Annotated in this window: 13 protein-coding genes; 10 read left to right on the top strand and 3 right to left on the bottom strand. The window is 58.8% G+C overall.

Features of this window, described 5'->3' with window-relative positions; translation table 11 throughout:
• Positions 1 to 38 precede the first annotated feature (38 nt).
• On the bottom strand, positions 39 to 656 hold the full coding sequence (locus tag NMA52_RS14925; RefSeq protein WP_254828497.1) for a NifU family protein: 618 nt from the start codon (positions 654 to 656) through the stop codon (positions 39 to 41).
• 239 nt (positions 657 to 895) lie between these two features.
• On the opposite strand from NMA52_RS14925, the gene NMA52_RS14920 reads away from it, so the two are divergent.
• From NMA52_RS14920 to NMA52_RS14900, 5 genes are read left to right on the top strand one after another with little or no spacing between them, the layout of a single operon-like run.
• Positions 896 to 1,783 carry a porin family protein gene (locus NMA52_RS14920; RefSeq protein WP_254828496.1) on the top strand — a complete coding sequence of 296 codons (888 nt, stop codon included), beginning with the start codon at positions 896 to 898 and terminating at the stop codon, positions 1,781 to 1,783.
• Positions 1,784 to 1,789: 6 nt separating this feature from the next.
• Positions 1,790 to 2,779 (top strand): anthranilate phosphoribosyltransferase, encoded by a 990-nt coding sequence (trpD, locus tag NMA52_RS14915; protein ID WP_254828495.1) that lies wholly within the window; start codon positions 1,790 to 1,792, stop codon positions 2,777 to 2,779.
• Between the two features lie 52 nt (positions 2,780 to 2,831).
• Positions 2,832 to 3,650 carry an indole-3-glycerol phosphate synthase TrpC gene (trpC, locus tag NMA52_RS14910; RefSeq protein ID WP_254828494.1) on the top strand — a complete coding sequence of 273 codons (819 nt, stop codon included), beginning with the start codon at positions 2,832 to 2,834 and terminating at the stop codon, positions 3,648 to 3,650.
• Positions 3,647 to 4,303 carry a phosphoribosylanthranilate isomerase gene (locus NMA52_RS14905; RefSeq protein WP_254828493.1) on the top strand — a complete coding sequence of 219 codons (657 nt, stop codon included), beginning with the start codon at positions 3,647 to 3,649 and terminating at the stop codon, positions 4,301 to 4,303. The genes trpC and NMA52_RS14905 overlap by 4 nt, the downstream gene beginning before the upstream one ends.
• Positions 4,296 to 5,099 (top strand): Rossmann-like and DUF2520 domain-containing protein, encoded by an 804-nt coding sequence (locus NMA52_RS14900; RefSeq protein ID WP_254828492.1) that lies wholly within the window; start codon positions 4,296 to 4,298, stop codon positions 5,097 to 5,099. Before NMA52_RS14905 ends, NMA52_RS14900 begins: the two co-directional genes overlap by 8 nt.
• Here the strand turns inward: NMA52_RS14900 and NMA52_RS14895 are convergent.
• Complete coding sequence (locus tag NMA52_RS14895) at positions 5,031 to 5,450, bottom strand: hypothetical protein (RefSeq protein WP_254828491.1); 420 nt, start codon at positions 5,448 to 5,450, stop codon at positions 5,031 to 5,033. The genes NMA52_RS14900 and NMA52_RS14895 overlap by 69 nt on opposite strands.
• A gap of 203 nt (positions 5,451 to 5,653) precedes the next feature.
• On the opposite strand from NMA52_RS14895, the gene rplU reads away from it, so the two are divergent.
• From rplU to NMA52_RS14880, 3 genes are all read left to right on the top strand, one after another.
• Entirely contained in the window at positions 5,654 to 5,968 is a 315-nt protein-coding gene (rplU, locus tag NMA52_RS14890) for a 50S ribosomal protein L21 (protein WP_254828490.1), read from the top strand.
• Positions 5,969 to 6,019: 51 nt separating this feature from the next.
• Positions 6,020 to 6,307 (top strand): 50S ribosomal protein L27, encoded by a 288-nt coding sequence (rpmA, locus tag NMA52_RS14885; RefSeq protein ID WP_254828489.1) that lies wholly within the window; start codon positions 6,020 to 6,022, stop codon positions 6,305 to 6,307.
• 745 nt (positions 6,308 to 7,052) lie between these two features.
• Positions 7,053 to 8,294 (top strand): DEAD/DEAH box helicase, encoded by a 1,242-nt coding sequence (locus NMA52_RS14880; RefSeq protein ID WP_254828488.1) that lies wholly within the window; start codon positions 7,053 to 7,055, stop codon positions 8,292 to 8,294.
• Positions 8,295 to 8,384: 90 nt separating this feature from the next.
• Here the strand turns inward: NMA52_RS14880 and NMA52_RS14875 are convergent, their stop codons facing one another.
• Positions 8,385 to 9,242 carry a TerC family protein gene (locus NMA52_RS14875; protein WP_254828487.1) on the bottom strand — a complete coding sequence of 286 codons (858 nt, stop codon included), beginning with the start codon at positions 9,240 to 9,242 and terminating at the stop codon, positions 8,385 to 8,387.
• A gap of 80 nt (positions 9,243 to 9,322) precedes the next feature.
• Here NMA52_RS14875 and NMA52_RS14870 point away from each other — a divergent pair, with 80 nt between their 5' ends.
• On the top strand, positions 9,323 to 9,811 hold the full coding sequence (locus NMA52_RS14870) for a DUF6495 family protein (RefSeq protein ID WP_254828486.1): 489 nt from the start codon (positions 9,323 to 9,325) through the stop codon (positions 9,809 to 9,811).
• 70 nt (positions 9,812 to 9,881) lie between these two features.
• A complete protein-coding gene (locus NMA52_RS14865) occupies positions 9,882 to 12,275 on the top strand; it encodes a glycoside hydrolase family 3 N-terminal domain-containing protein (protein WP_254828485.1) in 2,394 nt (797 codons plus the stop codon).
• Positions 12,276 to 12,413: the final 138 nt, after the last annotated feature.

The following is a 12,413-nucleotide window of genomic DNA, read 5'->3' as shown; positions in this document are numbered from 1 at the left end:
TGTAAATTAGATATTGGAAATGATGAATAGTAAATCCCTTACCCCATTTCCTGCACCACCTCCTTGACCTGCGGCATCATCCGCTTGAGCATCTGCTCGATGCCGGACTTCAGGGTAACGGTAGAGCTCGGGCAGCCGGAACATGCTCCCTGCATGATGACCGTGACTACGCCGTCCTGGAACGATTTGAATTCGATGTTGCCTCCGTCCATTTCCACGGCGGGCTTGACGTAAGTATCGATGAGCTCCTTGATTTGAGCAACGGTTTCCGCCTCGTCTTCGGTGTACTCGTATCCTACCCCACGCTCGGCTTCGATGGCGGCGACGGCCTCGGCGAAGCCATCCTTGATGATGGGCTTGTTCTCCTCCAGGTAACCCTTGACGAATTCCTTCAGCTTGAGCATGATGTCGTCCCAGCCGTAATTGAATTCCTTGGTGATCGTCACGTAGTTATTGGCGATGTACACCTTCTTGACGTAGGGGAAGTCGTAGAGCTCGGTGGCCAGCGGCGACCACTCCCGGGCGAATTCCTCTTCGCGAAATTCCGCGGTGCCGTTGTAGAGCATCCGGTTGGTCACGAATTTCAGCGTTTCGGGGTTCGGGGTCTGTTCGGTGTAGAGCAGGACGGGGCGCTTGGTGGCGGTAGCTTGACTCATGGTGATCTTTTGTACCCTAACGTCTGGTAGAGAAGATGGGTTGAAACGGCCATATGGGAACGGAGCGGGAGGCGCGGTTTACCCTCCATCTGATCATTTGTTGGCTAAAGCCATTCTGCCGACGAAGGTTTTTACACTTCCCTACTACGATTGTCCCCCTCCGTGCCCGTACAAGATACGGACCGGGGAGGGGCCCGATTCACATATATCGCGCATCTTTACACCCATAAACCCCCATCATGAAACTACTGCGCGTCGCCGCCCTGTTGCCCCTCTTATTAGCCTGCACCCTGCTTCCGGGCCAGGAGTTTAGCGGTGGCTTCCGGGCCGGCCTCAACTTCATCACTTTTCAGGGCGATGCCGAAATGGATGACGCGGGTACGACGCTCGAAGAGTTCAAGCGCACCACGGGCTTCCACGTCGGGGCAACGTTTGCCTACGAGATCACCGACCTGTTTGGTCTCAAGGCCGACCTTATGTACAGTCAGAAGGGCGGCGAGGTCCGTTATACGGGCCCCTCCTATTTTTACCTCTATGCCGATGCTAACGATACCCAGGGTACCCGCATTACCGGTTCGCTGGAGAGCGAACGCGACGTGCTGAACAGCTACATCGATATCCCCCTGGTCGCCTACTACCGCCTGGGACCGCTGGAGCTGGAAGGAGGGGTCACCGCGGCCTTCCTGGTGAACAGCCGGGCCTCGGGTTCAGCGACTTACTCCAACAATATAACGGTAGACGAACGGCGGTTACCGGACGTCATCTCCTTTAACTACGACTATAACTACTTCGACGATCGCATCGGCGGAGCGGCGGTTGTCGAGGTCAGCGAAACCCGCCTATCCACGGGCATCTTCCCCCCCTCCGTCATCGATGCCTATTATAACGCCGGCGATAACACCCCCCTCTACCGCCGCTTCGACTTCGGGCTCGTCGGTGGCGCCGCCTTCTTTCTCAACAACGGCCTCTACCTCGGCCTCCGCTACCAGCTCGGCCTCACGGATGCTACCCGGGGCGAGAACGACCAGCGCCTGACCCGCACGGTCGGCTCGACGGAGCGGGAATACAATACCGACGATAAGGACTACAACCGCGTCATCCAGGCGAGCGTCGGATTCAGATTTTAATTGCCGATGAAGTCCCTTCTCACTCAACTGTATGCCCGCCACCCCCTGAGTCGCGCCACGGCCTACACCACCCTATTACGCATCGCGAACGGGGAAGCCGCCGACCCCGAGATCGCCGCCGTGGTCTCCGCCATCAATATGCGCCCCGTATCCCTCTCCGAGATACAGGGCTTCCGGGATGCCCTACTCGAACTCGCCGTCCCCCTCGATCTGGAGGGACGCCACACCATCGACATCGTCGGCACCGGCGGCGACGGAAAGAATACCTTTAATATTTCCACCCTTTCCTGCGTGGTCGTTGCGGGAGCCGGCTACGCGGTGACGAAACACGGCAGCTACGGCGTCAGCAGCAACGTGGGAAGCAGCGACGTACTCCTCGCGCTGGGCTATACCTTCTCCAACGAACGGGACCGCTTGCTCGGCGACCTCGACCGGGCGGGCATCTGCTTTCTCCACGCCCCCCTGTTTCATCCGGCCATGAAGAACGTAGTGCCCGTCCGCAAGGCCCTGCGCGTACGGACCTTCTTCAATCTACTCGGGCCGCTCATCAACCCCGCCCGCCCACGCTACCAATTGCTGGGCACCTATGACCGGGAGGTCAGCCGCATCTACGACTATATGTTGCAGACGGAGGAAGCCCGGGAATACCTGATCGTTCACGCCATGGACGGCTACGACGAAATAAGCCTGACCGGCGGAGCCAGCGTGCGGGGACGCAGGAGCCAGGGGGTACTGAACCCGGAAGATTTTTCGCTCCCGACCCTCCCCCCGGAAGCCCTGTACGGGGGAGAGACCCCCGAAGAAGGGAAAGCCATCTTTCTGGGAGTCCTGGATAATACAGCCACGGAAGCGCAGACGGCGGTCGTGTGCGCCAACGCCGGTTTGGCCATTCACGTCATCCACCCCGACCGCAGCCTGCCCGACTGCGTCGCGGAAGCCCGGGAAAGCATCGTCAGCGGTCGGGCCCGCGCCGTCCTGCGGAAACTCCTGGCCTGAGAGAACTCCGAACCCCGCCCGCGCCTTATCTTGTCAAATCAAGTAACCGTACATGGCCAATATTCTCGATCGGATCGTCGAACACAAACGACTGGAAGTAGACCGCCGGCGCGCACAGGTTCCGATCAGCGCCCTGAAGGACAGTGACGGTTACCATACTGAACGCCGCTGTCTGTGCAAGGCGCTGGAAAACAGCGAGCACTTCGGCATCATTGCGGAGTTCAAACGTAAATCTCCCTCCCAGCAGGACATCAACCTCAACGCCGACGCGACCGCCGTCGCCCGGGGTTACGCCGAAGCCGGAGCCGCCGCCATCTCGTGTCTTACGGATGCCCACTTTTTCGGGGCCCGTCCGGACGACATCGACCGCGTACGGGCCGCGGTCAATCTGCCCATCATCCGCAAGGATTTTCTCATCGACCGTTACCAGATTCACGAGGCCCGGGCCATGGGTGCGGACGCTATTCTGCTGATCGCCTCCTGCCTCTCTGCCGTTCAGCTCGACGAACTCGCCGAAGAGGCCAACGAACTCGGTTTGCGTGTCCTCTGCGAGGTACACGACGAGGAGGAAGTGGCCCGCATCAGCCCGAGCGTCGACATCATCGGCGTCAACAACCGTAACCTGGTCAACTTCGAAGTATCCATTTCCAATAGTCTGGAACTCGAACCCCTCCTGCCCCCCGGGCTACTGCGCATCAGCGAAAGCGGTATTGAGGACCCGCAGTCCATTGTCAAACTACGGCGGCACGGCTTCCGGGGCTTTCTCATCGGCACTTATTTCATGCGCCAGCCGGACCCCGGCTTGGCCTGCGCGCAATTCATTCAACGCACCCACGAGATCGAGGATGTGTACAAGGACGCCATCGCATGAAAGTCAAGGTTTGCGGCCTACGGGAGCCCGATAACATTGCCGAGATCAGCAAACTCCCCACCGACTATCTCGGCCTGATCTTCCACCCCGCCTCCCCGAGGTTTGCCGGCGATTCCGCACTGGAAGCATGGATCGTGAAGAATGAGAAAGCGCTCCGCGACACCCCGCTGGTCGGCGTTTTTGTCAACGCCGAGGTCGATTTCGTACTGAACGCCGTCCACGACTACCGCCTGAGCTGGGTGCAACTGCACGGCGAGGAAAGTGCCGGCTACTGCCAGGAGCTCAAACTCCTGTGGTCCGTCAACACCCTTCGGAAAGCCAGTATTTGTAAAGCCTTCTCCGTCACCGAAGATTTCGATTTCCGGGCCACGAACGAATACGTCAGCAGTTGTTCGCTCTTCGTATTCGATACGGGCGGGCAGGCAACCGCCGGTGGCACGGGGAAAAAGTGGGACTGGAAAAAATTGGAAGAATACCGGGGGCCCATCCCCTTTTTGCTGAGTGGCGGAATTGGTCCCGAGGACGCGGAAGCCATCCGCCGCATTGACCATCCCCAGTTTCGGGGGATTGACCTCAACAGCCGATTCGAATCCGAACCGGGGGTGAAGGATGTTTCCGCCCTCACGCGCTTCCTGCACGAACTGCATGCCTGAAACTCCAACGGTCATCGTCGGAACGGGAAACCTGGCCTGGCACCTCGCCGCCGTACTCCCCGGATCCGTAGTGGTCGTCAGTCGGACCCCCGCGTCCGCCGGAGAGTGGCCGATTCCGGTGGTGTCCTTCGATCACCTGCCCGAAATTCAGCCCGCGTCCATTATACTGGCCGTGCCGGATAACCGAATCGCGGAGGTCAGTCGACAACTCGCCGCGATCCTCCCCCCCACCCTGCCGGTTTACCACACCAGTGGAGCGACCCCGATCGACCGGATCACGGATCACTTCGTGCACCGGGGAGTTCTGTGGCCCATCCGTTCCCTGCGCCGGGACGACGATCCCGCCGACTGGCGTGATCTGCCCCTGATCATCTACGCCAGCAATGAGGCCACGCGTAATCAATTGACCCGATTGGCCGAATCGCTAAGTGATACCGTCGCCTGGCTGGACGATCAACAGCGCGCCCAACTGCACCTGGCCGCCGTCTTTTCCAATAACTTCGTCACGGCCCTCTACGAGGTTGCTTACCAATTGTGCGCGACCTACGCTATCCCCTTCAAACTTCTCCTGCCCATCATCCGCAAGACGGCCGAGCAACAGGACGGCGGCCGACCGGCGGATCGACAGACGGGTGCCGCCGCCCGGGGCGATACGGCGACCATGGAAAGACACCTCAGCCTGATCACCGACGAGCGCTACCACCAACTGTACCGGGACATCAGCGAGTTAATCCTCCAGTACCGGTTGCCCCAGCACCACGCGGACTTCCGGAGTAAGCCGGATGATGATCTTTAAAATCAGGGGATCCATCAGCGGAGCCTTCGTTTGTCGCTGTAATCGGTACGCCGTGCGGATGGCCGTGAATACGGTCAGGATTGCCGTCTCCCCCCGGTGGTTGGCCATTCGCTCCTTGATGTTCTCCTCCGTCCAGTCGCTGTGACTGCCCAAAAGTTCTACGTTGAGCGAGGGGCTCAGGGCCAGAGCCATGGAAAAGCTGGTGATCGTCAGGCCGTAGGTGGACAGCGTCGGAAAGATCTCCAGCCAGTCCTCGATCAGTTTATTGGTCTTTTCACGTGTGCCTTCGCCGACGGTACTGGCCAGTCCGGCCATGGCTTTGCGGGCCCCGTCGAGTATGTCGTCGAGCATGGTAGTCTATTTTTTCCCCAAGGTCGGTGCCCCAGGTGTAACGGGTGGCTACCAATCGACTGGGGCCGGCCGTGAATCGACCGGCTCCCGCGCGCCGCCGCCGCAGGGTGGAAACAAAGTTCGCCAATAGTTCTTTCGGCTTTACCGATCTTTCCTTACCTTTGCGCCCCGAAATCTATTTTTTTCACCAACATCCCCCATAGATGTTTGCAATCGTAACCATAGCCGGTCAGCAATTCAAAGTTGAGGAAGGTCAGGAGATCTTCGTCCACCGGTTAGAAGCCAAAGCTGGCGACTCGGTCAGCTTCGACGCGGTCCATCTGCTCGCCAACGGCGATGATGTCACCGTCGGCACGCCGATGCTCAGCGGCGCCTCCATCGGCGCTACTGTCGTTGATCCCCTCGTAAAGGGCGACAAGGTCGTCGTTTTCAAGAAGAAGCGCCGTAAGGGCTACCGCGTCAAGAACGGCCACCGTCAACAGTACACAAAACTGAAGATCGACTCCATCGCGGGCTAGTCACGGCCCCATTCCTAACGATCCCCCACGGGGGAGCCTAAATACAATATCATGGCACACAAAAAAGGTGTAGGTAGTACCGACAACGGCCGCGACAGTAAATCCAAGCGGCTCGGCGTCAAACTTTTCGGCGGGCAGAGTGCTCAGGCCGGCAACATCATCATTCGCCAGCGGGGCACCAAGTACCACCCCGGGGACAATACGTACATGGGTAAGGATTTTACCATCCACGCCAAGATCGACGGCAAGGTATCCTTCCGGAAGAGCCGCCTGAACCGCATGTTCGTCAGCATCGACCCTCAGGAAGCTACCGTTGCGGAAACGCAGGAGCAGGCCTAAGCCGCGGTACCAATACCGGTAAATGTGAAACGCCCGATCGAGCTAGCTCGATCGGGCGTTTTCGTTTAATTCCACACAAGTCCCCAGGTGGTTTGACTCCTGCTAGAAACATGGTTGGGATAGCTGGCCTGGTTCGGTAATCCCCTTGTCGTCACTCACCGAAGTAAGCTCGGAACCCTGACAAGTCGAAGGGTTTGAGGCCCGCCCTAGACAGGCCGAAGTCACTTCCCAATTTAAATAAATTGTAGGGTCAACCAATTTTAGGACCTGTGTGGATCAGGTAAACGCAGGGGAGTGGATTTGGTTGGGGGGTGAGGGAATGAGTGAGTGAATGGGTGAATGGGTTTCCCGTAATGCTTATTTACAAAGACTGCCGCAGTCGAGCGATTTGCTCAGCCATAACAGAAATGAGCGCAGCAGCTTAGCCAAACAGACGAGCGTAGTGAGCAGAGTCGCAAATTTGCAATGGTAAATCGATAAATGGTAAATTTCACCGCGCGCAGCAAGCAGAGCCGAAAATCGTCAATCACAAATTAAAAATCTCAAATTGTAAATTTTCCTTACCTTTGCGCCGCGAGCCGGGACCCCTATTGCTTCCTCCGATCCACGCCTCGCCCCATATCCCCGAATCAACGGGGCATATGCACATTCGGACTGAAGCCTTTACGAAACGTCCTCCGGCACCGCTGCCGCCGGCCGTTGCTGCCCACGGGACCCGTCGGGCAATTCAACCCCTTTTTACTTTATGGACACTAAACGTCCCTCCCGCTCCGGCAAAGGCCGCGGCAACAACAGTTTTAATCGTAACAAAAAATCCGGCGGTGGCGGCCGGGATCGTCGCGGAAGCGGCGGCGGTCGTTCCAACCACAACTACATTCCCCTACCCGCCGAAATGATGGTGCACGAAGGCGTGCCCCTGAAGAAAGTCGAGTATAAGGCCGATACCAAGTTCGCCGACTGGAAACTTAACCCCAAGCTGAAGAGCGCGATCAAAGCGGCCGGCTGGGTCTACCCCACCGAGATTCAGGAAAAGTCGTTCGAGCACATCAACGCGCTGAAGGACGTGATGGGCATCGCCACCACTGGTACCGGAAAAACGGGCGCCTTCCTTATTCCCCTGGTCGACGCCCTCCTCGCCAGCGAGCAACCCTTCCAGACGCTCGTCCTGGCTCCCACCCGCGAGCTTGCCCTGCAGATCGAAGAGGAGTTTCGTGCCCTAACCATCGGCATGAAGTTCAACGCGATCACCCTCATCGGCGGCCGCAACATCAACACCGACATCGTCAACCTGCGTAAGCGGAGCTACCACCTGGTGGTCGCCACCCCCGGTCGCCTTAAGGACCTCTACCAGCAGGGCAAGATCGACCTGCAGGAGGCCTCCGTACTCGTGCTTGACGAATTTGACCGCATGCTCGACATGGGCTTTCAGAAGGACGTCATGTACCTCGCCGACAAGATCGGAGAACGCGACCAGACGCTGCTCTTCTCCGCTACCCTGGACAAGAGCCAGCAGAAGCTGATCGACCACTTCCTGACCGACCCCGTCACGGTAGCCGTCAGCAGTGGAGAGGCTTCCGCCGAACACATCAATCAGACGGTCCGCTTCGTCGCCCCCGACGATAAGTTCGACGTGTTGATCGAACTGTTACAGGATGCGGAAATGAAGCGCGTACTCGTCTTCGCCGAAACGAAGCACCGCGTAAAGAAAATCACGAAGAAGCTCAACCAGGCCGGCATTTCCGCCGACGAGATTCACGGCAACAAGAGCCAGAACTACCGGCAGAAAGCACTCGGTGCCTTCAAGTCCGGCAAGCTCAAGGCACTCTGCGCTACGGACGTCGCCGCCCGCGGACTGGATATCGATGACATCACCCACGTTATCAACTTCGAAGCACCGACCGACTACGACACCTACATCCACCGCGTCGGCCGTACCGGCCGTGCCGGTAAGGGAGGCGAGGCCATAACGCTGTACGACCAGCAGTAGAGGCCAGATACGACTTGGATTCTGTACGGTGCCCCGTCGCTAGCCTGATCGTCAGGACCAGCGACGGGGCATTTTGCGTGTAGCCCGTGCCTACTCCATGCGGATGTAATCCGACTTCCCCGCGGCTTCCTGAGCGTAGGTATTGAGCTTCACCTGCTTGTCGGAAGACTTGGGACGGATCCGCATATTCAGAAATTCGACGAGCAGGGAGAAGGCGATCGCGAAGTACAGGTACCCCTTCGGTACCGTGCCGATGTGATTGTCGAAGACCACCAGATCCCCCAGGTGAGCCCCCTCGACGATGAGCATGAAGCCGATGAGAATGAGAAAGGCCAGGCCTAGCATCTGAATGGTCGGGTTCCGGTTGACGAAGTTGCCTACCGGAACGGCGAACAACATCATGATCAGTACCGAAATGACCACCGCGATAATCATAATGACCAGGGCACCGACCAGGCCGTTGGTCATCCCAACCGCCGTCAGGATCGAATCGAAACTGAAGACGATGTTAATGATCGTGATCTGAATAATGACGGATTGTAGCGACGCCCCCGCACCCGGCGTCCCCGGGTCACCCTCCACGTGCTCGTCCCCCTCCAGTTTGTGGTGGATCTCGGAGGTTGCTTTATAGAGTAGGAAAACGCCACCGGCGATGAGGATAAGGCTCTGTCCGCTCAGACCGGCGCTTGCCCAGCCCCAGTCGAAACTTACGAAGGGATCCTTCAGCGATACCAACCACGACACTCCGAACAGGAGTGCGATTCGCATGACCATGGCCAGGATCAAGCCGATGTTCGTCGCCCGCTTCCGGTCTTCTTCCTTCTTCAGTTTACCGGAAGCGATGGAGATGAAGATGATGTTGTCGATGCCCAGAACAATCTCCAGGAACGTTAGGGTGAGCAGGGAAAGCCAGACGGCGCCGCTCCCAAAATCGGGTATAGTGAACATAGAATGAGTGGTCGGTAGTGGGCGGGGATTTTCCCGGCTAATCGCAAAACTACGCCACCGGGCATTTGTTTGGGCACACTATGAAGGAAACCAAATTCCGCCGCCTGCGCCGTGACGAGCTCGAAGAGGTTACCCCCCAGTTCGTCAAGTTCCTTAGCGTGAACGGCATCGACGCCAAAAGCTGGGTCAGCATAAAACGGGAGGACCCGACGCGGGCCGACGGACTCATACTGCAGTTCAGTCAGATCGTATTCTCCGGCGTGATCGAGCGGGTGAAGTATTTGGTGCAACGCAAACCCCACGATCTGCGCACCTACCGCACCGGTCCGGACAAGATCGAAATGAGAGGCCTGCTTCTTTCGGGACCGACCAAAGTCGACCTGACCGATACCACCCTCCCCCCGAAGGAAATATTCGCCCAGCTTAGGGCGGATGGCGCAACGCCGAAGATCTATTCCGCGGAGAGAGCCTACCTACCCATCGGCCGCGACCAGGATATTTTCCTGCGCATGGAGGAGGGTGCGCTCATCGATAACGGTGAGTTGTTCGAACTACTCGATTCCCTGTAGCGGCACGCCGGCGCCCACGCACCCGGAAATCCCTTACATTGTCCTACTTTCTGTAACTACGCGTTATCCCATGCTTCGACCCCTTGCTCTTCCGCTGCTGTGTCTTCTGCTCGTCGCGTGTGGGGATACTCCGTCCACGGTCGACTCCGGGGCCGAACCCGTCGCCCTTTCCGACAGCCCCCGGGCCAATACGGAACTGGCTATCTACCGGGACGTCACCCAGCCCATTGACGACCGCATCGCGGACCTCATCGGAAGGATGACGACGGAAGAGAAGGTTGCCCAGATCACTGCGGTGTGGGCCGATAAACACAAGATGGAAGGCGAGGACTATTCCTTCGATCCGACTAAAGCACGGGACGTGATTCCCTACGGCATCGGCCACGTCACCCGCCCCAGCGAACGGGCCGGCAACGGCGAGAGTGGTCGTAGCGGAGCCGAGGAAGTCGCCTACGTAAACGCCATTCAGCGCTACCTGGTGGAAGACACCCGTCTAGGGATTCCCGCCCTCATGCACGAAGAAAGCCTCCACGGTCTTGCCGCGAAAGACGCTACGAGTTGGGGACAACCCATCGCGGTAGCGGCAACCTTCAACCGGCAACTCACGCGGCGCCTGTACTCCGTCGCCGGCCGCCAGGCCGCCAGTCGGGGTGCTCACGTCGTGCTCACGCCCGTAGTCGACGTAGCCCGCGACCCGCGCTGGGGTCGGGTGGAAGAAACCCTCGGCGAGGATCCTTATCTCGCCGCCCAGATAGGATTGCAGGCCGTCCTGGGTTTTCAGGGTGATAACGACCGGTGGGACGAGGGGGAGGTGTACGCTACCCTCAAACACATGGCCGGACACGGAGAGCCGGAGGGTGGCAATAACATCGGACCGGCCAGCGTCAGCGAGCGCACGCTCCGGGAGGTCTTCCTGTTTCCCTTCCGCTACATCGTGGAGAATAGCAACGTCCGCAACATCATGGCCAGCTATAATGAGGTAAACGGTGTACCCAGTCACGCCAACGGATGGATGCTGAACGATATCCTGCGGGGGGAGTGGGGCTACCGGGGGGCCGTCGTATCGGATTATTTCGCCGTGAAGGAACTGCACACCCGGCACGCCGTAGCGGCCAGCCTCCGGGAAGCAGCCATTCGTGCTATCCGCAGCGGGGTGGACATCGAGTTGCCCGATCGCGAAGCCTTTCCCCATCTCGTGGATGCGGTGAACAGCGGTGAACTCAGCGAATCCATTCTCGACACGGCGGTCGGGCGCATCCTGCGGCAAAAATTCGAACGGGGACTCTTCGAAAACCCCTATACCGACCCGGACAAGGTGCTTTCGAATACCCCCGAAGACGACGCCCTCGTGCGGGAGGCCGGCACGGAGAGCATGATCCTCCTGAAGAACGAGGGACTGCTTCCCCTCCGGGGTGACCTGACGATCGGCCTCGTCGGACCGAACGCCGACAAAGTACTGCTGGGCGGCTACAGCGACGAACCCCAGCATTTCGTTACCGTCCGGGAGGGACTGGAACAGTACGTGGCGGCTAACGGGGGGCGAGTTATCTACTCCGAGGGTACCCGCGTCACAAAGCCCGGCAGCTGGTACCGCGATTCGATCACGCCCGTATCCCCGGCTGACGATCGCAAACGCATCGCCAAAGCCGTATCCGATCTTGCCGCTGCCGACATCATCGTCCTCGCGGTCGGGGGCAACGAATTGACCAGCCGCGAAGCCTGGGCGGAAAGCCACCAGGGCGATCGGCCCTCTCTGGAGCTCCTCGGCACCCAGAACGAATTGATCGATGCGTTGGCCGAGCTGGGCAAGCCGATCGTCGGCCTCGTATTTGGCGGACGCCCCCTAGATATTCGCAACCTGCTGGATAAGTCGGATGCCGTGTTTCAGTGCTTTTACCTCGGCCAGGAAACGGGCCACAGTGTTGCCGATGTTCTCTACGGATCGGCCAATCCGAGCGGCAAACTTCCCATCAGCCTGCCCCGCTCGGTTGGACACATTCCCGCCTTCTACAACTACAAGCCCTCCGCGCGCCGGGGGTATCTATTCGACAACGTCAACGCGCTGTTTCCCTTTGGTTACGGATTGAGCTATACGACCTTTACCTACAGCGAACCTCAGCTTGGGGTAGCCCAAATGTCCACGACCGGCAATACGAAAGTCACCGTCGAGGTCACGAACTCCGGCGAGCGCGGCGGTTACGAAGTGATACAATTGTACGTTCGCGACGAATACAGTACGGTAACCCGCCCGGTGAAGGAGCTGCGGGGCTTCCAGAAGATCTACCTCAATCCGGGGGAAACCGTAGCGGTAACCTTTGAGATCGGCTTCGAGCAACTGAATTATCTGAACGAAGCTATGGCCTACGTCGTCGAACCCGGCACCTTCCTCATTATGGTTGGGAGCAGCAGCCGCGACGAAGATCTGAAATCCGCCATCCTTACCATCACGGGTCAGGCGAAGTAGCCACCACGAAAACCCGGCCCAACGACATCGCCGGACCGGGTGGCAAAACAAAAAACAGCAGGATATTCATAAAAGACAAAGCGGTGGCCCGGCGCCGTTTGGCCGGACCACCGCCTGCATACGATAGCTTACTTAGTT

It is taken from the genome of Lewinella sp. JB7, assembly GCF_024297185.1.
Taxonomy (GTDB): Bacteria; Bacteroidota; Bacteroidia; order Chitinophagales; family Saprospiraceae; genus Neolewinella.
This window is presented reverse-complemented; position numbering and strand designations above follow the sequence as displayed.

What these genes read in the sequence shown, in the direction of transcription:
- NMA52_RS14895 (WP_254828491.1), bottom strand. Translation starts at nt 5,450, where the DNA reads ATGCTCGACGACATACTCGACGGGGCCCGCAAAGCCATGGCCGGACTG.
- trpD (WP_254828495.1), top strand. Translation starts at nt 1,790, where the DNA reads ATGAAGTCCCTTCTCACTCAACTGTATGCCCGCCACCCCCTGAGTCGC.
- NMA52_RS14880 (WP_254828488.1), top strand. Translation starts at nt 7,053, where the DNA reads ATGGACACTAAACGTCCCTCCCGCTCCGGCAAAGGCCGCGGCAACAAC.
- NMA52_RS14865 (WP_254828485.1), top strand. Translation starts at nt 9,882, where the DNA reads ATGCTTCGACCCCTTGCTCTTCCGCTGCTGTGTCTTCTGCTCGTCGCG.
- NMA52_RS14905 (WP_254828493.1), top strand. Translation starts at nt 3,647, where the DNA reads ATGAAAGTCAAGGTTTGCGGCCTACGGGAGCCCGATAACATTGCCGAG.
- rpmA (WP_254828489.1), top strand. Translation starts at nt 6,020, where the DNA reads ATGGCACACAAAAAAGGTGTAGGTAGTACCGACAACGGCCGCGACAGT.
- NMA52_RS14875 (WP_254828487.1), bottom strand. Translation starts at nt 9,242, where the DNA reads ATGTTCACTATACCCGATTTTGGGAGCGGCGCCGTCTGGCTTTCCCTG.
- NMA52_RS14870 (WP_254828486.1), top strand. Translation starts at nt 9,323, where the DNA reads ATGAAGGAAACCAAATTCCGCCGCCTGCGCCGTGACGAGCTCGAAGAG.
- rplU (WP_254828490.1), top strand. Translation starts at nt 5,654, where the DNA reads ATGTTTGCAATCGTAACCATAGCCGGTCAGCAATTCAAAGTTGAGGAA.
- NMA52_RS14900 (WP_254828492.1), top strand. Translation starts at nt 4,296, where the DNA reads ATGCCTGAAACTCCAACGGTCATCGTCGGAACGGGAAACCTGGCCTGG.
- trpC (WP_254828494.1), top strand. Translation starts at nt 2,832, where the DNA reads ATGGCCAATATTCTCGATCGGATCGTCGAACACAAACGACTGGAAGTA.
- NMA52_RS14920 (WP_254828496.1), top strand. Translation starts at nt 896, where the DNA reads ATGAAACTACTGCGCGTCGCCGCCCTGTTGCCCCTCTTATTAGCCTGC.
- NMA52_RS14925 (WP_254828497.1), bottom strand. Translation starts at nt 656, where the DNA reads ATGAGTCAAGCTACCGCCACCAAGCGCCCCGTCCTGCTCTACACCGAA.